Origin of the sequence: Acidicapsa dinghuensis, from assembly GCF_025685685.1 — a bacterium.
GTDB classification, from domain to species: Bacteria; Acidobacteriota; Terriglobia; order Terriglobales; family Acidobacteriaceae; genus Acidicapsa; species Acidicapsa dinghuensis.
Genome location: NZ_JAGSYH010000002.1, coordinates 873263 through 898182 on the forward strand (window position 1 = coordinate 873263; position 24920 = coordinate 898182).

The 24920-nt window shown below is 56.9% G+C and carries 21 protein-coding genes; 11 read left to right on the top strand and 10 right to left on the bottom strand.

What is annotated here, in order from left to right; all coding sequences use genetic code 11:
- Positions 1-124: 124 nt before the first annotated feature.
- Complete coding sequence (gene pgi, locus OHL22_RS07300; protein WP_263334904.1) at positions 125-1765, bottom strand: glucose-6-phosphate isomerase; 1641 nt, start codon at positions 1763-1765, stop codon at positions 125-127.
- 224 nt (positions 1766-1989) lie between these two features.
- Positions 1990-3774 (bottom strand): M20/M25/M40 family metallo-hydrolase, encoded by a 1785-nt coding sequence (locus tag OHL22_RS07305; protein ID WP_263334906.1) that lies wholly within the window; start codon positions 3772-3774, stop codon positions 1990-1992.
- Between the two features lie 186 nt (positions 3775-3960).
- Here OHL22_RS07305 and OHL22_RS07310 point away from each other — a divergent pair, with 186 nt between their 5' ends.
- The gene (locus tag OHL22_RS07310) at positions 3961-5130 is read left to right on the top strand and encodes an MBOAT family O-acyltransferase (protein WP_263334907.1); all 1170 of its coding nucleotides are present in this window, start codon (positions 3961-3963) and stop codon (positions 5128-5130) included.
- Between the two features lie 196 nt (positions 5131-5326).
- Positions 5327-6328, top strand: coding sequence for an SGNH/GDSL hydrolase family protein (locus OHL22_RS07315; RefSeq protein WP_263334910.1), 1002 nt, complete (start codon positions 5327-5329; stop codon positions 6326-6328).
- A 15-nt stretch (positions 6329-6343) separates the two neighbouring features.
- Here the strand turns inward: OHL22_RS07315 and OHL22_RS07320 are convergent, their stop codons facing one another.
- A complete protein-coding gene (locus OHL22_RS07320) occupies positions 6344-6607 on the bottom strand; it encodes a hypothetical protein (RefSeq protein ID WP_263334912.1) in 264 nt (87 codons plus the stop codon).
- A gap of 115 nt (positions 6608-6722) precedes the next feature.
- Here OHL22_RS07320 and folP point away from each other — a divergent pair, with 115 nt between their 5' ends.
- The 3 genes from folP to OHL22_RS07335 all read left to right on the top strand — a co-directional run bounded on the left by folP (position 6723) and on the right by OHL22_RS07335 (position 10511).
- Positions 6723-7670 carry a dihydropteroate synthase gene (gene folP / locus OHL22_RS07325; protein WP_263334914.1) on the top strand — a complete coding sequence of 316 codons (948 nt, stop codon included), beginning with the start codon at positions 6723-6725 and terminating at the stop codon, positions 7668-7670.
- A gap of 124 nt (positions 7671-7794) precedes the next feature.
- Positions 7795-9132 carry an amidohydrolase gene (locus OHL22_RS07330; protein ID WP_263334917.1) on the top strand — a complete coding sequence of 446 codons (1338 nt, stop codon included), beginning with the start codon at positions 7795-7797 and terminating at the stop codon, positions 9130-9132.
- Positions 9132-10511 (top strand): amidohydrolase family protein, encoded by a 1380-nt coding sequence (locus OHL22_RS07335; RefSeq protein ID WP_263334919.1) that lies wholly within the window; start codon positions 9132-9134, stop codon positions 10509-10511. Before OHL22_RS07330 ends, OHL22_RS07335 begins: the two co-directional genes overlap by 1 nt.
- 617 nt (positions 10512-11128) lie before the next feature.
- On the opposite strand, the gene OHL22_RS07340 is transcribed toward OHL22_RS07335, so the two are convergent.
- From OHL22_RS07340 to OHL22_RS07360, 5 genes are all read right to left on the bottom strand, one after another.
- Entirely contained in the window at positions 11129-11530 is a 402-nt protein-coding gene (locus OHL22_RS07340; RefSeq protein WP_263335434.1) for a response regulator, read from the bottom strand.
- A 1044-nt stretch (positions 11531-12574) separates the two neighbouring features.
- Positions 12575-12913, bottom strand: a complete 339-nt coding sequence (locus OHL22_RS07345) for a hypothetical protein (protein WP_263334922.1) — start codon at positions 12911-12913, stop codon at positions 12575-12577.
- A gap of 269 nt (positions 12914-13182) precedes the next feature.
- Positions 13183-13713 carry a nuclear transport factor 2 family protein gene (locus tag OHL22_RS07350; RefSeq protein WP_263334924.1) on the bottom strand — a complete coding sequence of 177 codons (531 nt, stop codon included), beginning with the start codon at positions 13711-13713 and terminating at the stop codon, positions 13183-13185.
- Between the two features lie 104 nt (positions 13714-13817).
- Positions 13818-14105, bottom strand: coding sequence for a putative quinol monooxygenase (locus OHL22_RS07355; protein ID WP_263334927.1), 288 nt, complete (start codon positions 14103-14105; stop codon positions 13818-13820).
- 41 nt (positions 14106-14146) lie between these two features.
- Positions 14147-15463 (bottom strand): adenylosuccinate synthase, encoded by a 1317-nt coding sequence (locus tag OHL22_RS07360; protein ID WP_263334929.1) that lies wholly within the window; start codon positions 15461-15463, stop codon positions 14147-14149.
- Between the two features lie 256 nt (positions 15464-15719).
- On the opposite strand from OHL22_RS07360, the gene OHL22_RS24995 reads away from it, so the two are divergent.
- The 4 genes from OHL22_RS24995 to OHL22_RS07375 all read left to right on the top strand — a co-directional run bounded on the left by OHL22_RS24995 (position 15720) and on the right by OHL22_RS07375 (position 19563).
- Positions 15720-16064: an ArsR/SmtB family transcription factor gene (locus tag OHL22_RS24995; protein ID WP_377818967.1), complete on the top strand. Its 345-nt coding sequence runs from the start codon at positions 15720-15722 to the stop codon at positions 16062-16064.
- Positions 16061-16528: an SRPBCC family protein gene (locus tag OHL22_RS07365; RefSeq protein ID WP_263334931.1), complete on the top strand. Its 468-nt coding sequence runs from the start codon at positions 16061-16063 to the stop codon at positions 16526-16528. The genes OHL22_RS24995 and OHL22_RS07365 overlap by 4 nt, the downstream gene beginning before the upstream one ends.
- 79 nt (positions 16529-16607) lie before the next feature.
- The gene (mutM, locus tag OHL22_RS07370) at positions 16608-17444 is read left to right on the top strand and encodes a bifunctional DNA-formamidopyrimidine glycosylase/DNA-(apurinic or apyrimidinic site) lyase (RefSeq protein ID WP_263334934.1); all 837 of its coding nucleotides are present in this window, start codon (positions 16608-16610) and stop codon (positions 17442-17444) included.
- 1174 nt (positions 17445-18618) lie between these two features.
- Entirely contained in the window at positions 18619-19563 is a 945-nt protein-coding gene (locus OHL22_RS07375; RefSeq protein ID WP_263334936.1) for a response regulator, read from the top strand.
- 72 nt (positions 19564-19635) lie between these two features.
- Here OHL22_RS07375 and OHL22_RS07380 read toward each other — a convergent pair whose 3' ends face one another.
- Positions 19636-19974: a histidine triad nucleotide-binding protein gene (locus OHL22_RS07380; RefSeq protein WP_263334939.1), complete on the bottom strand. Its 339-nt coding sequence runs from the start codon at positions 19972-19974 to the stop codon at positions 19636-19638.
- Positions 19975-20001: 27 nt separating this feature from the next.
- Positions 20002-21408 carry a M48 family metallopeptidase gene (locus tag OHL22_RS07385; protein ID WP_263334941.1) on the bottom strand — a complete coding sequence of 469 codons (1407 nt, stop codon included), beginning with the start codon at positions 21406-21408 and terminating at the stop codon, positions 20002-20004.
- A gap of 101 nt (positions 21409-21509) precedes the next feature.
- On the opposite strand from OHL22_RS07385, the gene OHL22_RS07390 reads away from it, so the two are divergent.
- Entirely contained in the window at positions 21510-23228 is a 1719-nt protein-coding gene (locus OHL22_RS07390) for a metallopeptidase TldD-related protein (protein ID WP_263334943.1), read from the top strand.
- Positions 23228-24895, top strand: coding sequence for a metallopeptidase TldD-related protein (locus OHL22_RS07395; RefSeq protein ID WP_263334945.1), 1668 nt, complete (start codon positions 23228-23230; stop codon positions 24893-24895). Before OHL22_RS07390 ends, OHL22_RS07395 begins: the two co-directional genes overlap by 1 nt.
- Positions 24896-24920 lie beyond the last annotated feature (25 nt).

Below are 24920 nucleotides of genomic sequence, written 5' to 3' on the forward strand. Positions count from 1 at the left end.
GTCTTTCCCACATAAGATGCCCGGGCGAGTTTGCGGGACCGTCTCGCCCGGTGCTTCTTTGTGCAGAGGAGCAGTGTACCGTTTCCTGGTCAGGATTGCTTGTGCTTATTGATGCTCTCTTCTGTTAAGACTTGCGCTTGTGCGCGCGGTACCGCCGGATCAGCGCATTCGTCGAGCTGTCATGCTTCAGCGCGGGCTCGTCGGTGTTTTCCAGCTCCGGAATGATTCGCACCGCCAGCACCTTGCCCAGTTCCACGCCCCACTGATCGAAGGAATCGATCTGCCACACCGCGCCCTGCGTAAAGACACTGTGTTCATACAAAGCGACCAGCTTACCAAGCGTCGCGGGCGTGATCTTCTCCGTCAGAATCACTGAGGAGGGACGATTGCCCTCAAAGGTCTTGTGCGGTACCAGCCACTCCGCGATACCTTCGGCGCGAAGTTCCTCCGCCGTCTTTCCAAACGCCAGCGCCTCGGCTTGCGCAAAGACATTCGACATCAGCAGATCGTGGTGCCGTCCCAGCGGATTCAGAGACTTGAAAAACCCAATGAAATCACACGGAATCAGCTTCGTGCCCTGATGAATGAGCTGATAGAAGCTGTGCTGCCCATTCGTGCCCGGCTCACCCCAGAAAATCGGCCCGGTTTCGTACGTCACATGCCGCCCATCCAACGTGACGTGCTTGCCGTTCGACTCCATCGTCAACTGCTGCAGGTAAGCAGGGAAGCGCTTCAGGTACTGGTCATACGGCAGCACCCCTACGGTCTGCGCGTCAAAGAAGTCGTTGTACCAGACCGCCAACAATCCCATCAGCACCGGCAGATTCTTTTCGAATGGCGTCGTGCGGAAGTGCTCATCCATCTCGTGAAAACCCGCCAGCAGCGCACGGAAGTTCTCCGGCCCAATCGCCACCATCGTCGACAACCCGATAGCAGAATCCATCGAGTAGCGGCCACCGACCCAATCCCAGAAGCCAAACATGTTCGCCGTATCGATGCCGAACTTCGATACTTCCGCTGCGTTGGTCGAGACGGCAACAAAGTGCTTCGCAATCGCTGCTTGGTGCTCAAGCTTACCCAGCACCCATGCCCGAGCGGTGTGCGCGTTGGTCATCGTCTCAAGCGTTGTGAAGGTCTTCGACGAAATGATGAACAGCGTCTCTTCCGGATCGAGATCGTGCGTGGCTTCCGCAAAATCCGTTCCATCCACGTTCGATACAAAGCGGAAGGTCAGATCACGGTCTGAATAATGCCGCAACGCCTCGTATGCCATCACCGGACCGAGATCAGAACCACCGATGCCCACGTTCACGATGTTCTTGATCGGCTTATCGGTATAGCCCAGCCACTTGCCCGACCGGATGCTGTCAGCAAAGACCGACATCCTGTCCAGCACCTCATGCACCTCGGGCACGACATCCTTGCCATCGACGAAGATCTTTTCGCTCTTGGGCGCGCGCAGCGCTACATGCAGCACAGCGCGGTTCTCGGTGATGTTGATCTTGTCGCCACGGAACATCGCATCGATCTTCGCGCGCAGCCCTGACTCCTCGGCCAGTTGCAGCAGCAGCTTCAGCGTCTCGTCCGTCACGCGATGCTTCGAATAATCGAGAAATATGCCGGCAGCCTCAGCCGTCAGTCGCTCGCCACGCTTCGGGTCACTCGTAAACAGTTCGCGAAGATGGGTCTCCTTCAGGCTCGCGGCATTCGTTTCCAGCGCCTTCCATGCCGACAGTTGTTCCAGTGGGGTAACGCTCTCGCTCATCGCTCTCTCTCCTGCGCAAATTTCAATTCATCCAAACTTTTTGAATTACCGGAAACGCCGCCAGATCAGCGCATTCCGCCGCATCTCATCGGGGATTATACGCTCCGCGATGACCGGCTTAGGTCAACAGCAGAGACAGCCGGGGCTCCGCAAAAACGAAGCGCCCGCATGAAAGTAGGATTCACGCGGGCGCTCTTTCGCTACATCTGAGTTTGCAATTTGTCTTACTTCGTGGGCTCTTCCACTGCCCCAGGCATAATCTCCAGCGGCTTACGCTTCTCCTGCTCTTCCACCGGGTTCGGCAGCGGCTTGCGCGGTAGCATCTGATCGCGCATCGCCGCGTTATAGACAAAAATCGCCTCCACCGTAGCAATCTGCTTCAGGTCGGCAGGCTGCAGGCGTTCATACGTATCCTCGTTCGAGTGGTGCGTGCGAGTCTCGTAATCCAGATCGTCCTGAATGAACTGGAAGCCGGGAACGCCGACTGCATCGAAGCTCAAATGATCCGTACCGCCGGTGTTGCGGTTGGTAATCGTCGTGACGCCGAGATCTTTCAACGGCGCAATCCACTGCGCAAAGATAGGCGCAATCGCCGAGTTGCCCTGCGTGTATATGCCGCGAATCTTGCCGCTTCCATTATCCACATTGAAGTATCCGGAGATCAGCTTCTGTTCCGGCTTCACCTCCAGCGGGCCCGTCGCACGCCGCATAAACTCCGGCAACGCCATCTGGTCAGGAGCCGTCGAAGTCTTCGCCGAACCAAAGTGCTGTGTGCAATAGCCCTTCGATCCAAAGATGCCCTCCTCCTCACCCGTCCACAGCGCAATGCGAATCGTACGCCGCGGCTTCACGCCCAGCGCCTTCAGAATGCGCACCGCCTCCATCGCAACGACCGTACCTGCGCCATTGTCCGTCGCGCCTTCGCCGGCAATCCAGCTATCGAGGTGACCACCCAACATCACAACCTGATCTTTCAGCGCAGGATCGGTACCCGGAATCTCTGCAACGGTGTTATACCCATGCTCATGCTCGCCCGTGAACTTGGTCTCTACATCAATCTGGACTGACACCGGCACATGCGCGTCAACAAGGCGATACAGACGGCCATAGCTTTCAATCGCCGCTACCGCAACAGGAATTTTTACTTGCTTATCGGCAAGATAGGGAGTGCGTCCCAGCGTCACGCCATTGTCATCGAAGAATGTGCCGCCAGATCCGCCGCCATTTTTCGCATCACGGCTCGGCTCAATCACGGCCGCCACTTTCTCGTCGGCAAAGAACTGCGCAATCTTATCGATCAACCGCAGCCGCTCCATGCGTGCCTTCATTCGCGCCTGCATATCCGGCGGCAGGCCGCCCGCACTGGCGCTTACCGGATATTCAGCTTCCTTGGCGAGTTCCTCGTCGGTAGCACGGTCGAACAGCGGCTTATCCACCGGCGGCACATCGCGCATCGCTCCAAACAACACAACCTTGCCCGCCAGCTTGCCGCGATAGGTGTCGAAGTCCTTATCGCTCTGAATACTCACATACACCACATCGCCAGTCACCGGCCCCGGCGTCGAAGGAGACCACGGCGTAGCCTGCAATATCAGCACAGCTGTATCCGGCGTTACCATGCGCGCCCAGGTGTTGAGCTGCTGCCAGCCAAGGCCGAACTCACCCCAGTCTTCCAGATGCGCATTTTCCAGGCCAATCTTCGTCAACGTATCGCGCGTCCACTCATTCGCCTTCTTTAGATTCGGCGATCCTGTCAACCGCGGCCCGATACCATCCACCAACGCTGAGGCAAAATCCATCACGTGTGAGTGATTCAAACCTTCCTCGCGAATCTGCTGATACATAGCCAGATCCAGCTTCTCCGTCTCCGGCTGTATCTCTGTATACGGATCCGTTGCTGCTGCTGTGGCAACCTTTGCTTTTTGCGGCTTGTCTCCAGGGGCAGCGTAAAGCGTGAATGAGGTTGCCATTACAAGAGGCAACAAACAATGGTGAAATTTATTCGGCATCAATCCTGGCTCCGTCCAAAGTGATTCGATTACATGCAGGCATTGTAGGACACGCCCGCCACTTGACGGTCGACAGAGCAAAGAAACATGGCTTTCTTCATGTGCTCATGCCCGACTCAAACGTAACCTGCTCAAAACCTGAGCATGATACATTGAAACCATTCGAGGGCAGGAGAGCTTGATCGATTGATCTTCAATACTTTCAGCTACTACATTTTCTTTCTCTTGCCAGCAGCGATTCTTTTCCGATTTGCATCGCAGCGTTTTCGACCCTGGGTCATCGTTGTATTTGGCAGCGGCTTCTTTTTCTACTTTGCCTACGGTATGGCTGGAGCCTTTGGTGCGGCCTGCCTTCTCATCTTTCTATGGGAATCGATTGTCAGCCGCCTCTATAAGCCGGGCTCACTCTGGTGTGTGCTGGGGCTTGTTCAGAGCGTGGCGCTGCTCGGTGTCTTCAAGTACTGGAATTTCTTTACCGGTCTCTTCTTTTGGCATGCCGCCAACCCTTTACGATGGCAGGGCGCGTTTCTTCCTCTCGGTATTTCTTTCTTCACCTTCGAGTTCTATCACTACGCGTGGGACAGACGTGCCGGCAAAACCGAGTCCGGTTCGCTGGGTGAATATCTTGCCTTCATCCTATTCTTCCCTACCATGGTCGCCGGGCCTATCAAGCGCTATCAGGACTTTCTCCCTAAACTTCGCAAGGAACTCGGCGCATGGAACGTCGACTGGGAGTGCGGCCTCACACGCATCCTCACTGGCCTCGCGAAGAAATTCGCAATTGCTGATCTGTTAACCGCGTGGACAGATCATCTCAATGCACACGATGTAATGCAGGCACATCGGCCTGTGCTGCTGCTCTGGGGCTTCGCCTACGGCATCAAGATATACGCCGATTTCTCCGGCTACTCGGATATCGCGATCGGCTCCGCACGGCTCTTCGGTATCAAAGTGCCCGAGAACTTCGACTGGCCCTACGGCCGCCGCAATATCCAGCAGTTCTGGCAGGCGTGGCACATCTCGCTCACGCGCTGGCTCATCGACTACGTATACATTCCCCTGGGGGGCTCGCGCGTCTCTAAGCTGCGCATTTATGCCAATATCATGACGGTCATGCTGGTCAGCGGCCTCTGGCATGGCGCCGGGCTCAACTTCATAGTGTGGGGTTTGTGGCACGGACTATTACTCACAGGACATCGGCTCTGGCGTCAGTTCCGCGGCAAACCGAGCAACCACCCAGCTGCCGTATTTTCAAGCCGTGTCCTCACCTTTTTGCTTGCCAATGCGGGTTGGCCCTTCTTCTGTATGAATCTGCATACTGCTATTCTTTTTTATAGGAGGCTTCTGTTCGGCTGATGCTGGCGAATCTGTGTGCGGTGATTGAATACCTATGCGGCGAGCGTGATGATGCCCCTCCTCTTTTGAGTGGGCGTTGGACATGGCTTGCCCGTTGTGCAGTCTGGGCTGTCGCGATACTTCTTATCTACGCCTTCTCTGGCCAGTCATCCAAGTTCATCTACATCGATTTCTAGCGATGATGAGAAAACCTTTGTTGCCGGTCGTGACTGCTGCTATTGCAGTCCTGTTGCTATTGAATTGTGCGCTGATTCAGTGGAGTCACCGGCTGCCATACTACAAGAAACTTGAACAGATTCGCATCGCGCAGAATCCAAATCTTCTGTTCGTCGGCAACTCCCTTCTCGATCATCACGTCAATGAAACAGCTTTTGAACAAGCTGCGGCAGCGCATGGAGCAAACTGGATCGCACTGAACTCCGCGCTCGGAGCATCCCTGGCCCCAGAGCAGCGCTTGCTGTTTCAATACGCCGAAACATGTCATCCAACCATCACTACGGTTGTTATTGGTTTTTATGATTTTCAGTTGACAGATACCGATCATTCACACGTTGCAGATTTAGTTGGCAATCGAATAATCGGCGTCGATCATCGCTTTCCGCTTTCTGAAACGGCTGCGGCATATAACTTCGGTATGATCAGTCGCGCCGAGCTGGAGCTAGTCCGGTCAGTACCCATGGCAGCCTATCGTGCCAATGCGTGGAAAGATGTAGAGATTTTACGCCGCCGCATGGCTGCCGTCGGTATGCCACAGGTAGCCATCAACAGCATGGGCAGAGTCGATGATTTCACCGCCCTTGAAGCTGATTCCACGCAACGCTTTGATGAGGAAGCACAGACGTTTCTCGCTGCCCCCGAACGCTTCAACGTGAGCTTTGAAGCGATTCTTGCGGAAGCACGGCAGGCAAACATGCATGTGGTCCTCTTGGCGATGCCGATGTCGCCGTACCATCTCAAACGGTTTTATTCGCGACCCTCATGGTCTGCTTATTTTTCGGCCCTGAAACGACTCGCATCTACTCGAAACATTCAGATTGTAGATGCAAGCACATGGATGCCAGACGAGAGCGATTTCGCCGATCATTTGCATCTAAGTCCGCAGGCTGTATCTGAGTTTTCAATGCGATTGGGGATATCTCTAGCACACGCAGAAATACCACAGGCGAAACAAAGCGCCGCCATTCATTCGCCTTCTTGAGATTCGGCGAACTAATCACCGTGTACCAATGCCGTCCGCCTGCGCAGAAACAAACTCCCTCTCATACGAGTGGTTCATTCCTTTATCTTGAATCCACCGATACATGGCCAGATCGAACTTCTCTGTCTCCGGCTGCATTTCCGTATACGGATCAGCTTCCGCCGGAGCCGCTTTCGGCTTCTCAGTTTTGTTCTTGTACGCCGCATATAAAGACAACGAAAAGCCAAACGTCGCGGCGGTGCAGCCCGCCAAGACAAAACTCAACAACTTTGTGCGCATCTGGCAGTTTCCTAAATCAGAATTGATCGTGCTTGTGATTGTGCACGATTGTAGCTGTATCTCCGACGGCTTCACTAGTTCGCGAACTCCCGCTATAAAACCGTACGATGGAGAGATGGCGCACTCGCTTTCGAAAACCTCGCAATTGCCAGCGCAGTGGCGTTTACGCAGCCATATCCTCGATCTCAGCCCATCTCCACTCATCATGGGCATCGTCAACATCACGCCCGATTCCTTCTCCGACGGTGGCCTCTATCTCGCCTCCGAACAGGCCATCGCTCACGGCTTGCAACTTCTCGACGAAGGCGCGGACATCCTCGATCTCGGAGCTGAAAGCACTCGTCCTGGCTCTCACGCAGGCGATCCGTCGCATGCAACCGTCTCTGCGAATGAAGAACAGACCCGCCTGCTTCCCGTCATCGAAGGCATCCTCAAAGGCCGCCCCGAGGCCATCCTCTCCATCGATACCTACAAGGCGTCCACGGCCCGCGCGGTCATTACCGCCGGAGCGGAGATCGTCAACGACGTAAGCGGTCTCCTTTGGGATCAACAAATGGCGGAAGTATGTGCCGAGCTGAACTGCGGCGTCGTCCTCATGCACACCCGAGGCAAGCCGGATGAGTGGCGTTCTCTGCCAGCACTTGCCGATGACGAGGTCTTGCCTATCGTCCGCGATGGCCTCGCAGCAAGCCTCGCAATCGCGCGCCAGGCCGGCATCGCAGAAGAAGCCATTGTCCTCGACCCCGGCTACGGATTCGGCAAACGTATGAATGAAAATTACGCTCTGCTCGCGCGACAGGCCGAACTGCTCTCACTTGGCCGCCCACTGCTCGCCGGCCTCTCGCGGAAGTCCTTCCTCATACGCGCATTAACGACCCTGCCTATCTACGCAGATCGCGAGATAACCCTCGACTCTCGCGATAATGCAGGCATCGCCGCTCTCACGGCGGCCATCCTCAACGGAGCCTCCATCATCCGTGTACACAGCGTGCGTCCCGCTCTGGAAGCCGCAGCCATCGCAACAGCCATCCTGGCCCACGCGCCCCACCCTGAATCTCTCTAGCTCCTGCCTCATACCCTGCCTTATGTTGTGATACGATCTCCGCACACTGCATTCCAGTAAAACGTCGTCCGGCACGATCGCACGACATACCTTTCCTTTACATTTCCGACTTTGGAGGCTAATTGTGAAGCTGTCTCTATCGCCACATGTGCTCGCGCTGACCATACTCTGCGCGGCGCTGCCGGTGGTAGCGCAATCTACTGCGCCACCGCCAGACATTCTCATCAAGAACGCCACCGTCATGACCGCTAGCCACGGCACCATCCCGAATGGTTCCGTATGGGTCCACGAAGGCAAGATCGCTGGCGTGGGCACGTCCGTCGATGCACCCGCATCCGCCGTTGTAATTGATGCCTCCGGCAAATACCTGACGCCCGGCATCATCGATCCACACTCGCACTCGGCATTGGATGGCGACGTGAACGAAGCTACCAGCCCCGTCACACCCAGCATGATGATGATCGACGCCTTCGATAATCGCGACGCAGCGCTCTATCGCGCACTCGCCGGTGGCGTAACCACCGAACTGCTTCTGCACGGCTCGGCCAACATGATCGGCGGCCAGGCCGTGGTTATCAAAAACAAGTTCGGCCTCTCGCGTGACGAAATGCTTTTCCCCAACGCACCGCGCTCCATTAAGTTCGCCTCCGGAGAAAATCCGAAGCGCGTCTACGGCAGCCGCAATCAGCTTCCCTCCACGCGCATGGGCAACTTCGAAGTCATGCGCCAGAGCTTTGAAGACGCCAAAGCCTATATGGCAAGCTGGGACGCCTACAACGTCAAAGTTAAGAAAGACCCCACCGCCATCGCGCCCAAGGTCGATCTCAAGCTCGAAGCGCTCGCCGATGTTCTGCGCGGCAAGCTTTATGTGCAAATCCACTGCTACCGCGCCGATGAGTTTCTCACAGAAGAAGCCATCGCCAAGCAGTACGGTTACAAGATCCGCGCCTTCCATCATGCGCTTGAGATGTATAAAGTCGCGCCCGAGATCGCCAAGGACGGCACCGGCATCGCCACCTTCACCGACTGGTGGGGATTCAAAGACGAAGCCTGGGATGCCATTCCGTGGAACGCCGTCATGAGCATGCGCGCCGGCGTTCGCGTCGCACTCAAGAGCGACTCCAACGACCACATCCGCCGCCTCAATCAGGAAGCGGGCAAGATGGTTCACTACGGCGGAGCAACCGAAGACGAAGCCATCCGCATGGTCACGCTCAACCCCGCGTGGATCATCGGCGTCGATGACCATACCGGATCGATCGACGTCGGCAAAGACGCCGACCTCGTCATCTGGAACATGGATCCGCTCTCCACCTACGCACGCGCCGAAAAGGTGTACATTGACGGCGACCTGTTCTTCGACAGCTCGTTACCCGGTCTCGGCGCCACGCATTTCAAAGGCGCCATGCATGACGCAGGCGGCTTCGGCGGTGAAGACGACAGCGAGGGGGGAATGAACTAATGCGATACCAGACTCACTCCATCCTGCTCCTCGCCCTTGCTGCAGCAACAGTACTCTGTGGCTCCAACATCGCGCTCGCAGCCGGACCAACCTCCGTACATCAGACCGGCACAATCGCCATCGTAGGCGGCAAGCTGCTCACCGTCAGCCACGGCGTCATCGAAAACGGCACCGTGATCATCCAATACGGCAGGATCCAGGCCGTCGGCGATCCCAGCAGCGTCAAGATTCCCACCGACGCAACCATCATCGATGCCAAAGGCCTCACCGTCTATCCCGGCCTCATCGATCCCGACACCACACTCGGTCTTACCGAGGTCGCCGCCGATGAAGAGAGCAACGATCTCTCAGAACCTTCCGACGAGATCATGCCCCACATGCACGTCGCTGACGCCTTCCACGCCGAAACAGAGCTCATTCCCGTCGCGCGTCTCAATGGCGTCACCAACGCAGTTGTCGCTCCCGGCACGGCCGACTCCATCGCCGGGCAGGATATCTTCATCCAGCTTGGCGGCGAAAACCGCGACGAGATGATCGTGGGCCGTGACGTAGCGCTCGCCATGAACTACGGTGCAGAACAACGCCGCCGTGGCGGAAGAGGTGGTGGTGGCTCATTCCCTTCAACACGCATGGGCCTCATCACCCAGCTTCGCCAGAGCCTGCTCGATGCTCAGCACTACGAAGCCGAACAGAAGGCAGCGGAAAAGAAGACCGATGCCAAACCCGGCGACGACGCGAAAAGCGGCGACAAGGGTCCTGGCAAATCCGACAAGCGAGATCTCAAGCTTGAGGCTCTGCTGCCCTACCTGCACGGCGAAAAGCCGGTAGTCATTGGCGTCTACGAGGGCTATGACATTGAGAGCATCATGAAGGTGGCTCAGGAATTCCACCTCAAGGTCATCCTCAATCACGTCACTCACTCGCAGGAAGTCCTCGACGAAATCGCAGCGTATAAAGTGCCCGTCATCGTCGGTCCCATCTACGACTTTCCCCGAGCCGACGAACGCTACGACGCCGTCTACACCCTTCCCGCCGAACTCGCGAAACGCGGCATCAAGATCGCCATCTCTTCCGGCGAAGCCGGTGGCCCCGGCGGCGCTCACACTGTTCGCAACCTGCCTTACTCCGCAGGCTTCGCTGTCGCCTACGGACTGCCCTACGATGAAGCCCTCAAAGCCATCACTCTCAATGTCGCCGAGATGTTCGGCTTCGGGGACAAACTCGGCTCGCTTGACGTAGGCAAACTCGGCAACGTCGTCATCGCCAACGGCGACCCGCTCGATGTCCGCACCGATGTCAAGCAGGTCTTCATCGAAGGCGTCTCGCAACCCATGGTCAGCCGCCAGACCAAGCTGCGCGACGAATACAGCAAACCCTAATAGCTTGAACAACAGTGGCTTCAAAGGTAGTTGCTTTTAAAGGGAGTGCCGGGGATTTATCCCCGGCACTAAACCAACAAAGTGACCGGCGCTTCAGCGCGGGCTGCCTGACAGCTATTCAAATAGACTGCGCACCGATGTGAGCAGAAGAGCTTTCCTGCCCAATTCCATGAGCCGATTGGCTGTGAACGATCCTCAAGATTCTTCGGAATGTTTTCGCTTCCGAGCCGGAATGACCAGCACATCCGCGACTCTGCGAGTAAGTTCGAACAGACTGGAGAAGTGTCTTGTTGAAGTGTTCCGCTTGCGGAAGCCGGCACCTACGTCCTTCGCGCTGGCAATTCACGGATGTTCCACTCTTCCTAACTCTTCGCCTGCCCATCCGATGTGTATCTTGCGGGGAACGAGAATATCGGGGAGTCTTGGAGGTCATACGGCTGCGAGGATTGCAGCAAAGGCATCTGACTCGCTAAAACTTCATCTCATCAACACAACGATGCAAAGAGGACTCGTATGAAACCCGCAATCAAAGCGGGTTTCAAGCAGCATCCAGGAACGGCAACTGCATATATGAGATGAGTTCTAACATGGTATCCCATTGAAGCACCGGACCGGTTTCAGGCAACACCAACAAAAATGCCCGACGTAGCAGGCCTCTTCTCGGGGGCTCTTCGCGCAATGCAACCTGTGACTACGCTCATCAATTGATTGATTCCAACCGGGTACGTCAGAAACGCATCGCCGCCATGCAGTATTCCGGGCATCTCGCCCGTTCCGGTGTAGTAGATGAATGCCACACGGTCAAACTTCGGCGTTGCTCTTATACGACGGCAGAACTCGTAACCGTCCATGCCTGGCAGCGATACATCCGAAAGAATGACGTCAACATTGACCAAGTCCAGATCGCGCAACGCCGCTTCTGCACTCGAAACATGCCAGGCCGCATAGCCTCGTATCGATAACAATTCGGCAAGACCTTGAGCCTGAGCCCCATGATCATCGACGATTAAAACCCTCATTTCGGTCACGGCTACGCCCCCTCCTGGGGCTTAACGAATCTCAAAATGATGGCGGAACGGTTAATGGGAACTTAGATATACAGCGGCAACGCGAAAAGTATCCTGCGAAGAATTGCCCTGAATCAAGATCAAAATTGAACACATTTTGGGCTAATCAAAGAGGCTTTCCATTAGCGGTAAATCAACGCTTTTTGTTTTTCTTCTTCGCAGTCTTCGCCGCTGGCTCACGCGCAATGCGCTCCTCATCCGTCTTCGTCACAACCAGTTTCTCCGGGCTCAATCGAATGGACAAGCTCTCGAAAGATCACAGCCACGCGCCTGCTTTGCGCCTGCTTTTGTTCTTGCTTTTGTAGCTGCTTTTAAAGGTAGGCCAGGGATTTATCCCTGGCACAAACCAGCAAAGTGACCGGCGCTTCAGCGCCTGAGGCGAGCTTTTCTGCCTCGTCAGCAATCTGACTCTACAAACGCCGTGTGCCGGCAATTCTCCTGGCTGATCCCACCATAACTCTCAGGGTGCCTCATCCTTCGCGCATTTTGCGAAGGGTGGGAACGCAACAGCCCGCGCCATCCGTGCACATTCGCGCGCAGCACTAATCAATCCTTATTCGGGGTGCGTTCCAGATCTAGACTCAAGCCACCGGCATCGTCCTACCTGTCCATTCCCTAAATCAAAATCTATCCCCGCTTTGCGTTGAATTACCCCCGCATCAGGCACACTGAAAGCAAAGGAAAGCCATGTCACAACACACGGATCAACTCACCCCGTCCTTTACCGTAAAATAAACAGCAACACAAAACCTGTTGCCCGGAAAAATAATCACCCCCTCCCTCTCCCCCTCCCGCTCGCTATCTTCTGTGTTTTCAGTCATCGCGTCGGGTGAAACGCGAGTTGGCAAGCGGCAGCACAACGCAAAAATGCAGGCTTCTCCACGGATGACTCCCCGGAAACACGAGCCTAAAACCTGCACACCGCAACCATGCAACAAAGCAAAAGGCCCGCGAATACACCGCAGGCCTTTGCTGTTTGCTTCGAAGGAAGAGCCGCTAAGCTTCCGCCTCTTCCAGCAGGTCCGACTCCATCTCGGCCTGCCGCACCACAGACCACTTCTCCAGATACACCACACCCAGCACCAGACCCACCAGGAAGATCGAAACCGACCCATACTCCAGCGCCGACAACCGCTCGTCTTCCTTCACCGTCTGGTAGATCACGATGCCATGCACATTGCGCGGCGTCATCCGCTGTTCGCTCGGAGTTGGTGACTTCGGCAGATTTTCCAGGTAATCAGTCGATACCATCGCGCTGAAGACCAGCCCCGCCAAACCCGGCAGCAGGAAAAGCAAAGCGAAAAACTTCAAAATAGCCAGATTCTTATGACGCATCTCAAACTCCTGTCTCGATGAATGGCCGCGCGTCAATAAGGCAGACTGGCGAAACCTGCGATGCCTATGGGGGAGACGCTGCGGCGCGGATTAGAAATCCACTCGATCCCTGGAGAGAAAAAGGGGAAGTTAGTCTGCCTTTAGGAGACTCCAGTCGTTACTCAAGTGTCAATCATTCAAAAAGTAATTGGCAAAACGCCCAAAGGTAACTGTACTTGATGCGGATTTCACCAATTTCGGTGCATTGAAAGCCCGTTGGCTAATAGTGTCTATTTTCGTTCTTCCGTATCTTCAACTCTGCTTGCTTCAAAGCTCACGATCTTCCATTGCCCTGCCGAATTACGCACATACACCCGCGTATACCGGTAGCGCCCTTTCAGCGTCTGATCGTTTCTCGTTCCATCAATATCGGCAACCGAAGTTACCACCGCTGTTGAATGATAGATGCGAACTTTCTTGTCCGAGACTTCCAGGCTGGTCAGCTTGAACTTGCCGGAGCGGACACCGTCCACAGCTTCGTCCTTGGTCTCGATCGTACCCGTCGACGAGATCGCCGTGTAGTCATCGGCCAACAGACTTGCCAGTTCCGTGCTGTTGCCGTTCAGCATGGCTGTTCGCCACGCCTCTTCGCATTTTTCTATCTCATGCTTGTATTCGTGTCGTTGCGCGCGCGGCATGCCGCGCTTCGGCGTCTGGCCTATGCCTTGTGGCATGACGATCGTAAAGACCACAGCCAGCCATGCGGCCCATAGCAGCCGCCTGCTGGCAATCGGCATTTGAGTCAATATTGTCCGGGGCATACGCGTTACGAATCGTAGCCTTGGACGCGATCTCAGGTCAAAAGGAATCGACGGACCAATTGCGGTGCGCACGCTCAGGTAGATGCAGACCGCAGCTTTCGCGCCTATGCCAGAGCGGTTAAATTCTCCACACTCCGGTCACGCATCTTCTGGTAAAGCCCTCCAACAGCAAACTTGTTGAAGTGCTCAGTAGCACGATGCGCCGCCAGCGCCTGTGCATCTTTGTACTGCTCGTAGATGATCACCGTATCGGGGTCATCTTCAACCTGGTGAGGGATATAGCTCACACACCCCGGCTCTTTGCGCGAAGCTTCGGCCAACTGCCGCAGCGTTTCTGCCATGTCGGCACGGTCCTCTGAGGCAAATTTCAGACGTACGGTGAAGCTGACCATTTCGGCTCCTGTATTCCATCGTGCCGTATCCGGCCGGTTCGTTACGAATGCAGAGTTTCCAGCATATCCGCAAAGCCCGGCAAAATCATCGTCTGATCTCGATCCGGTCCTGTGGATACCATGCCGATCTTCGCGCCGCTCTCCCGCTCCTGAAAGCGCAGATACTCCTGCGCCGTTTGTGGAAGCTCGTCAAATTCCTTGATCCCCTCAGTGGATTGCTGCCAGCCCTTGAGCGTCGTATACCGCGGCTTGATCGACTCCAGGCCCTGCACGTCCGCCGGAATGATGTCTGTAAATTTGCCGTCGATCTCATACCCGATGCACACCGGAATTTCGGCCAGTCCATCCAGCACGTCCATCTTCGTCACCACCAGCCACTCCGTGCCGTTGATCTGGTTCGAATACCGCAGCAGCGGAATATCCAGCCATCCACACCGCCGCGGACGCCCTGTCACCGCACCAAATTCATTCCCGCGCGCACGCAGAATATCAGCAGAGCTGTCATGAATCTCAGTTGGGAACGGGCCTTCGCCGACGCGCGTCACATACGCCTTCGTCACGCCGATCACCGTGCCGATCTGCGTCGGACCAACACCAGTTCCGGTCGCAGCCCCGCCAGCGGTAGCGGACGAAGACGTCACAAACGGATACGTCCCATGATCGATATCCAGCATTGTGCCCTGCGCACCCTCGAACATGACGCTGCCGCCCTTGGCAATCACGCCGTACAGCAGATTCGCCGTATCGGTCACAAACGGTCTAACCTGCTCGGCTGCCGCAGCGTATTCGTCATACATCTTTGAGGGGTCGATCGGCTCACTGCCGAAGAGCGCCTTGGCAATGGCATTCTTCTCCTGGCACGCGTTCTCAATATGAGCCTTCAGAATTTTCGGATTCAGCAGATCCACAACACGCAGACCGTTGCGCGCCATCTTGTCTTCATAGGCCGGACCGATGCCGCGGCTCGTCGTCCCGATCTTCTGCCGCCCCGGAGCGCTCTCAGCCGCCAGCTCAATCATGCGGTGATAGGGCAAAATCACCTGCGCGCGGTTCGACACCCAAAGGTGCCCATCCACCTGCAAGCCCAGCTCGCGCAACTTAGCCACTTCCTTCAGAAAAGCAATCGGGTCCAGCACCACCCCGTTGCCGATCACGCCCATGCAGCCGGGCCGCAGCACACCACAGGGAATCAACTGCAACACAAACTTCTGCCCGCTGATGATGACCGTGTGTCCGGCATTGTGCCCGCCGGCATACCGCGCCACAGCGGAAAACTGACCGCTGAGCACATCCACAATCTTGCCTTTGCCTTCGTCGCCCCACTGAGCGCCGAGCACTACCGCTGTCTTTGCATGCATGAATGTCGTTGTCCTGAACTTGAGGGGCTGATCTCTGAGTTGACCCGCAGATCTCCGGTACGCAGCTAATTTACCTACAAATGACTGGAAAACTGCCTGACACTCAGCAAGCCACGGACTCACCGGTCCGAGCCCGCGCCACCTCACATGATATACCGCCCGCACTTCTCGCTGGCTTCTTGATACAGCTTCGTAGAAATCGAAAAGACAGTCAGTGAAGTTGCAACATATAAGTACTTGCTTATATATTGTGGCCATGCACCAACCTGCCGAACTTTTCCGAGCGCTCGCTGACCCTACCAGGCTTGCGGTTTTTGAATCTCTCGCGGCAGCCGAGCTTAGCGTCTCAGAGCTAACGGCAAAGTTCGACGTCTCGCAACCTGCGATCTCACAACATCTTGCAGCTCTTCGCTCCAGTGGTCTTGTGCGCCCGCGCAAGGCGGGCCGCCAAATTTTCTATAGTGCCGATCCCGCCGGCATGCAACCAATTTTCAGTTGGATCGCTCACTACCAGGCCTTCTGGACTGAGAAGCTGCCGCACCTCGAAGCTCTGCTCAAGCAATTACCGGAAGCACCGCCCTCCCAAGGAGAGGATCTATGACCGAAACCACCTCAACTTCCGCCGTCAATGAAAAGCAATCCATCATTGTTGATTATGTTCTCGCCGAGCCACAGGCAAAGGTCTGGCAAGCTCTGACCGATCCGGAGCTTCTCGCTCGCTGGCTTATGCCTAACAACATTTGCGCCGAGGTCGGCCATCGATTCACTTTCACAGCTCAGCCTGTACCCGGCTGGGATGGAATCGTCCACTGTCAGGTGGTCGAGGTTGTGCCCGAACAGCGTCTTGTCTATACCTGGCAGGGCGGCTCGAAAAAGCTCGACGGCTACGGCCATGAAATCGACACAATTGTCACCTGGACTGTCACCCCCGATCCCTCTGGAGGTACCCGGTTGCATCTGGAACATTCCGGCTTCGATCCGAACAGCTTCGCATTCAAAGTCATGGGACAGGGCTGGCGCGGCAAAATTGCCGAGCGCATCAATCAGATTCTTGCGGCAGCTTGAACCGCTACATGCTCCGGACACATCAATAGTGAGGGTGGGCATCTGCCCACTCAATTCACAGGCAACTCAAGATAAAGCTATGCCCGAACTACCTGAGGTAGAAACTATCGCTCGAGGCGTCCACGAGCGTCTGCGCGGCGACCAGATCCTGGAAGCCTGGTTTGGCTCGCATAAAGAGCCATTCAAGAATTCGCCTGGACGGCAGGCGGCAGGCCTCGAAGGCCGCACGATCCTTAGCGTTCACCGCACCGGCAAGCATATAGTCGTCGAACTCGGAAAATCCGGCGCAGGTAATCTGAACGAGCCCACAGCACAGTGGATCGTCCACCTGGGCATGACTGGACGCCTGCTCGTTACAACGCCAGACGCCGAAGTTGCCCCGCATACCCACGCCCGCCTGCGTCTCAAGAGCGGCCGTGAGCTCCGCTTCGTCGATCCGCGCCGCTTCGGCCGTCTTGAATTTCGCGAATTGTCCAGCGATGCAGCATTCACCGGTCCCGGCAAGGAACCAACCACCATTACTCCCGACGACTTCGCAAAGCTCTTCAGAGGACGCCGCCTTGCCATCAAAGCTGCCCTGCTCAACCAGACCATCCTGCACGGCGTAGGCAATATCTATGCCGATGAAAGCCTCTTCCGCGCCGGTATCCGCCCGAAACGCATGGCTGGCCGCCTTAAGCGGGATGAGTTGCTCCGGCTGCATGCGGCCATTCAAGAGGTTCTCGCCCACGCCATCCAGCTCGGCGGTTCCTCGGTTTCCGATTATGTCGATGCAAACGGCGTGCGAGGCTTTTTTCAGCTCGAACACCGCGTCTATCTCCGCACAGGCCAGCCCTGCTTAGTTTGCGGAACTCCGATTCGGCGCATCCTCCTCGCTGGCCGCGGCACGCATTACTGCCCTACTTGCCAGCGTTAGCTACGCTCGATGCGCAGCCCTGTTTCCGGGTTGCCCGTATCAAAAACCGTAGTACCCAAAATCAAAATCTTCTATTTTTAATAGATATTGCGCACCTCGTCCACCGTAAGTTGCACAAAACAATGCATCGTCAGAATGGCGCGTCGATTGCTAATAAATAAGCGCCAGTGATAAGCGGCATGCAAAAATGCAAAGCCGCACTCATCGAGGGCTCCAAACTGAGAAGAACGCCAAAATGAGCGTTCCCCACTGGAGCCACTCAAATCAGCCTGAAGGGTGATCGTTAGAATCACCAACAAAGGCAAAAATCTTGGGAGGCCAGTGCCCAAGATAACCTGAGATTGAATCGCAAGAGCAAACGCCACCGGAACCGGTGGCGTTTCTGCTTTTGAAAAACCGTAAACGCATTCATTCCAATGAGCCTTGTTCTATTTCACAAACAGCTCTCTGCACAAACTCGTTTTCAGGTTGGAACTCTCCAAGGAAATTTGGCTGTGATTCTTCGTTAGCTACTTGCGCGTTTCTGGCTATTGCTGAAATACTCGAGCGCAGCCGGGGTTTCGCCAAGGCAGAGAGATCGAGGGTGGCGGCTCCGGTTAGAGTTAGTGGCGTCTACTGCGACCTTGCCAGTTTCCCCGCTTCTATGTACACTCGGAAATGCCCCATCGCATAGCGATTCGGAGCCTACCTGTGTGACATTGCCGCTGAGTAGAGCTGGATGGCTGCGACCGCGAGAGTGCAATACACGAGAGTACATTGAGCGAGTTCGGAATAGTGCCGATACATTGCTCAACGGAAACCGGCAATTGGGGAGACTCAGTAGATAGTAGCGTGTGCGCGGTTCCGCTGAAGCTTCGTGACGGCTTCCCGGGCTTCCTGAACAGCGACGGACAAGGCAAAAACAATAGTGCGAACAGAAATCTGTAGCCTCGGGAACGCAATAAAGGCGGTCCGAATAGCAGTTTCCTGATCGATCAAAAAAGATTCCTGCATCGGCTGGTTAAGCCGGTCATCTCTGATCCCAGTTTCCACCCCCGAACCGCAGTCTCTTGCGGTGTGGAGCCAGACGGAACAGATATGCCAGTACCGGACGCATCTCCAGGGCCGCAGCGCCCCCGCAGGCGAAGCTGCTGAAAGCATTTGAATTGGTGGATAAGCACCAGGAAGTGCAAGCATGACGACAGAACTGACGCAGCCCCCCTCTGAGGCGGGGCAGGCTCAGGCATCCGCGCCTGGGCAGTCGCAGGAGCACCGGCGTCGTCGCCGGCGCCGCCGCAAAACCAAGTCCAACCCGGCGGCACAGAACCAGCCTCAAAACCAGAACGGTCAGCAGGTTTCCGCTTCTCCAGCGCAACCACCGATCCAGCAGAACCAGCCACGGCCACAGCAGCAGGGTGGTCAGCAACAAGGTCAGGGCGCCTCCGGTCGTAAGAAAAAGAAGAAGCACGGAGGAGGCGGTTTCCAGGGTTCACCTGGCAACAACGCAAACCCCGGCAACTCGATTAACGGCCACGGCGGTGGTAAAAAGAGACAGCAAAAAGGCCCGCGTCAATTCGTCGGCCCTATGGATCACAGCTATCGCGGTGCAAACGGTAATGTTGCCGATTCACCGCCCAGCACCATCCCCGTACACGGCAACGGCAACATTGGCGGCTACTATAGTGACCTGCAGAACGTGCGCATCGCAGCGCCCCCAATCGCTGCCGATAAGCCTCCGCGCATCTATTTCTTTGTGGAAGACCTCTTCTTCGTGGCCAAGATTCAGGAAGTGAGCCGCAAGCTCGGCGTCAAGGTCGAGTTCGTCAAGGGCGACGGCAAAGATGCGCTCGTGCGCATCACCGACGCTCCTGAGAACGAGCGCCCTGGACTATTGGTCTTTGACCTGAATAGCAATACGGCGAAGCCGCTGACGTTGATTCCCAAGGTCCGCACCAAGCTTAAGAAGTCGGTTTCGATCATCGGCTTTCTTTCTCACTTGCAAGGTGATCTGAAGCTCAAGGCCACCGAAGCCGGCTGCGATACCGTCATGCCGCGCTCAGCCTTTTCGCAAAGCCTGCCCAACCTCATCATGCGCTACGGCCTTGAAGAGGATGAGGATAACTACCCGCAGCCGGTGTAGATTTAATCGGCCGAACACGTCAAAGGCGCTCCATACGGAGCGCCTTTTGTTTTTCTCCGAACGCTCTGTGGGCTATCCTGGCGGCCAGTGCATGGGCCGCCCTCCAAGTACATGCAGATGCAGATGATCCACCGTCTGCCCGCCATCCTCGCCGATATTCACCACCACGCGATAGCCCTTTGCCAATCCCTTCGTGCGTGCAATCTCGGCTGCCACCCAGTGCAGATGCCCAAGCAGCCCGCGATCATCCGCTGCAGCCTCAGCCAGCGAAACAATATGCTTTCGCGGCACAACCAGCACATGCACCGGCGCCTGCGGATTGATATCCGCAAACGCGTAGCACTCGTCGTCTTGATAAACACCAGCCGAGGGAATACTTCCCTCGACAATCTTGCAGAACAGGCAGCTCATAACCCCACCAGTGTAATGCTCCCGCACCTACCTCTTGAAGAACTGCGACCGTCGACCCTCAACCCACGGATCATAGTGCTCGGCAAACCGCGCCCGGCTCTGAATCGAAGGATGGTCGTAAGTCCACCACACCACAAATGCATTCGGCTGTTGATCATCCAGATACGCCTCGCCCAGCCGCTGAAACGAAGCCACAGCAGTCTTCTGCGGATCAGCTACAAGGCCGTGAATCGCCTCCTGCCCATATACATCTGCCTCATGCTCAAAGTGCCGGCTGATGCCGTTCTCTATCGGCTCCGCGATCACCTGCACCAGCGAGATCGCCAGCACCAGCACTACCAGCCCCGGCGGGCTCGTCAAGCTTTGCATCTGCCATAACGCGCCGAACTGCCGCTGCAACCTGCGCGCCAGCCAGGCCACAATCCAGAAGAAGAAAAATCCGCCCACCGAAGCCAGCGCAAGACCTTTTGGAATATGCAGCAGCGCATAGTGTCCCGTCTCATGCGCAAAGGTGAAAACAATCTCGTCCACAGGCATCCGGTCTGCTGTCGTGTCCCACACCACAATGCGCTTCGATGCCCCGATCCCTGTCACATACGCATTCAGCCCGTTGCTTTTCGCGCTGGCTTGCATGAGGAACATCCGCTCCGGAGGGATATTCGTTCCCGTCCGCGCGACTACTTTCTCCAGCTGCTTCACCAGCTCCGGATGCGTCGCCGCCAGCGGCTCGAAGTGATTGAACATCGGCTCCACAATTTCCGGCAGCAGAAATGTGCCCAATACCATCAGCGGCACAAAGGCCACACCAAACCAGACCCAGAAACGCCGCGGCGACCACCTCACCAGCCAGGCCGCAAGCAGCAACAACGGCGTTTCGATCGCTACCGCCAGCGCGAGGCTTTTCGCCATATCCAACAACCATGCGCCCCACGGCTCGACACTGATGCCATAACGCAACGTAAAGAAGTGGCCCACAGCTCCAATCGGCGCCTCAACCACGACAAAGATCCCCGCAGCCAGCATCGCGGCAAAGATTGTCGTCTGCAGCCACCAGCGCCTGCTCCGCCGCTCAGCCCATCTCCCCAGCTTCCCGGTTACGCCCGATGCCAGCAAAATCACCAGAAACACCGGCTGCCACAGCTCATCCCCAAAATGCAGCCCAGTGAAAACCCGTCCCAGTAGCTTGGCTTTCTGAAACTCATCCGGAGGCAGTTTGTAAGGCTCGTCCATCGAAGACGGCAAAGCCACTCGCGCTCCAGCCGCTCCAGCTCCGCTCTGTGCCACTGCCCGCTGCCAAGTAAAAAACACACCCAGCAACAGAACCGCAAAGAAAGCCTTTTCGGGGCGGACGCTACGAATCGTAGGCAGCGAAAGCTTCAATCCCTCGCCGATTGCGTCAAACTTCTGCGACAATAGCCGAAAGAAACGGTTCAAGCGCACCCTTTCTCCAGTACACCATGAGTATCCCTGTCTCCCGAGTGCCCTCGCCGTGCCAACCTGGCCGGTCTTCGCTGTCACCGTTTCCGCTCAGGCGATTGGCAGTTGCATGCACTGCCATCCTGCTCGTCGCACCCAACCTCCGCGCCCAGCAATCTGCGCCGCTGCCTCCGCTGCTCGACGTGATGACCTCGGAACTGAACCGTGCCATGGGCTCGCTCGGCAAGCAGCCCGACAAAACAGGCAAACAGATCGCACCTTACTTCATCAGCTATTCCGTAGCCGACGCATCCTCCATGACCATCCGCGCGCAGTATGGAGCATTGGTCGATTCCTCCGATGAGCACTCCCGAGTTCTCGACGTACAGGTCCGCGTTGGAGACCCCACGCTCGACAATACCCACGGTACACATCGCGGCTCCGCCGTGAACACCCTCCAGCTTCCACTGGCTGACGACCGTCATGCCCTGGCCAGTTCCCTATGGCTCGCCACCAACGCCGGTTATGGCACTGCGCTCGATAACTACCTGCGCGTCAAGACCGAAGCCGAAGTTCGTGCAAAGGAAGAAGACAACTCCGGCGACTTCTCCAAGGAATCGCCGCAGGTCCACATCGGCAATCCGGCGTCAACGCCAGTTGTCGATAAGACCGTCTGGGAAGACCGTGTCCGCGCGCTCTCCAAAATCTTCCGCGAATTCCCGGATGTCAACGCCAACATTGTCGCTCTCGCCGCGCAGAGCGAGACCGAATACTACACTTCTTCCGAAGGCTCACGCCTCGCAACGCCCCATCAGCAGGCGCGCCTCATCGTCTTTGCCGTCACCCGCGCCAACGACGGCATGGACCTCTTCCGCGCCCAGACCTTCGAAGCACCCACGGTCGATGCCTTGCCCGCGCAGCCCGAGCTTGAGGTCGCCATACGCGATCTCGGCAAGAGTCTCGAAGCACTCCGCAAGGCTCCCGTCACTGAGCCATTCAACGGACCGGCTATGCTCTCTGGCCGTGCCGCCGCCGTCTTCTTTCATGAAGTCCTCGGCCACCGCCTCGAAGGCCAGCGCCAGCGCGGCGACGAAGAAGGCCAGACCTTCACCAAGAGCGTGAACCAGCCCGTCCTGCCCAGTTTCCTCTCCGTCTCCGACGATCCCACCCGCACCAAATTCGGATCCACCTGGCTCAGCGGCAGCTACGATTATGACGATGAAGGCCAGAAATCTCGCCGCGTCGATCTCATCCAGGATGGCGTTCTCAAGACCTTCCTGATGTCGCGCTTTCCGATCACCGGTTTCGGCAACTCCAACGGCCACGGCCGCGCTCAGGTCGGCCGCGTACCCAACGGACGTCAAGGCAATCTCATCGTCACTTCTACCCACTCCGTACCCGAACCGGAACTGCGCAAGATGCTCATAGAGGAAGCGAAAAAGCAGGGCAAGCCCTACGGTCTTTACTTTGAAGACATCTCTTCCGGCTTTGCCGTTACCACACGCAACTCGCCGCAAGCTTTCTCCGTAATTCCGCTTGTCGTCTACCGCGTCTATGTCGATGGCCGCCCCGATGAGCTCGTTCGCGGCGTCAGCATCGTCGGCACACCGCTTGCCGCCATGAAACGCATCGTCGCCACCAGCGACAAGAGCGAAGTCTTCAACGGCGAGTGCGGCGCTGAATCCGGCTCCATTCCCGTCTCCGCCGTCGCCCCCGCCATGCTGCTTACCGAGCTCGAAACCCAGAAGCAGCCGCAGGGAACCGATCGTGTGCCCATTCTGCCCAATCCCAGCGTCATCGCTGCGAGCCACACTCAGCTCGCTGGAAAGGGGAACTAATGAAACATCTCAGCCTGGCAGCCTCTTTCGTTCTTCTTATCAGCGCCTGCGCAGCTTTGGCCGCTTCACAATCGGCATCTCCGCAGCAAACCCGTGCCGACGCTGAAAAAGACCCTGTGCTCAGCGCCATGCTCGCCGAGCTTGACCGCAACAACAGTGCGCTTCAGCTCAAGGGCTTCGACAAGCCGTTCTTCATCCAGTACCGCATCGAAGATATCGACGACTTCCAGACACACGCCGACTTCGGAGCCAGCCTTGGCCAGGACCATCGCCATCAGCGTGTCGCCCGCGTTACCGTGCGCGTCGGCAACTACAAAACCGACAGCTCCACCACGCGCGGCGACGGCTCCGTCGAGCTAACCTCGCTCGATAACGATCCGCTCGCCCTGCGCGCCGCGCTCTGGCAGGCCACCGACGAGGCCTACAAGGCCGCGCTCTCCGCCTACGCTCGCAAGCAGGCCGAGCTCAAGCAAGTGCAGACTCCGCCGCAGCAGGATGACTTCTCGCAGGAAGCGCCCGTCATCTCCATCGAGCCGCTCGTAAAAATCGATATCGATGCAGACTCATGGGCAAAACGCATTGCGGAGGTCAGCGGGCTTTACCGCACCGACTCCGCGCTTAAGTCCCTCGACACCAGCGTTCAATATTCCAGCGCCGCATTTCAGGCACGCGCCATCAACACCTACCTGGTCAGCAGCGAAGGAGCCATCGTCCGCAAAGGCACAACCTCCTATGAGGAGTCCTTTGCCGTAGGCACGCAGGCCGCCGACGGCATGCACCTCGACCGCTCCTATGGCTCCGACGGTGTTGCACTCACTGATCTCGATTCAGAAGCAGCCTTCAACAGCCACGCCGCCAAGCTCGTCGTCTCACTCGCCGACCTGCGCAAAGCCCCGCTTGTTGAAGAGGAGTATCACGGTCCCGTACTACTTTCCGCAGATTCCTCCGCCGACGCCATCCACACTCTCGTTGCCGGAGCCGTCACTGCAGTTCGTCCTGAATTAGGCACCGAGGCACGCACGCAGGGACCATTCGCCTCCAGCTATCACACCCGCGTTCTACCTGACTTTCTGGACATCGTCGACGACCCAAGCCTCGCCAGCTACAATGGAAAATCTCTCGTCGGCGCTTACAAGATCGACGACGAAGGCGTCCCTGCGCAGACCGTCAAACTCGTCGCTGATGGCCGACTTGAAAACTACCTCATCGGCCGCGAACCTGTTCGCGATTTCCCCAAGTCCAACGGCCACGGCCGTGCTGCATTGACCGGTCCAGCACATCCGCAGATCGGCGTCCTCAACGTCACAGCCCACGAAGGCCTCACCGATGACGAACTCATCAAGAAGATGCTCGCTCTCGCCAAGGACCGCGGTCTCAAGAGCGTCTACTACGTCGATACTCTTGGACCCGAGCTGACCCCGCGTCTGCTTTACAAGATCAGTGAAGACGGCAAGCGCGAGCTCGTCCGCGGCGCAACGCTCGATGATCTCGACCAGCGCGCTCTGCGCTCCGGAGTTCTCGCTGCCGGCAAGGACTCCTGGGTGGCCAACTACGACGGTGCAGTGCCCGAAACCGTCCTCTCACCCGCACTTCTTTTCGACGATGTGACCATCCGCCGCGCCAACGAGAAGAACGACAAACTACCCTACTATCCCGCACCTCAATAGCAATCCAGAGTTAAGATTAATCTGC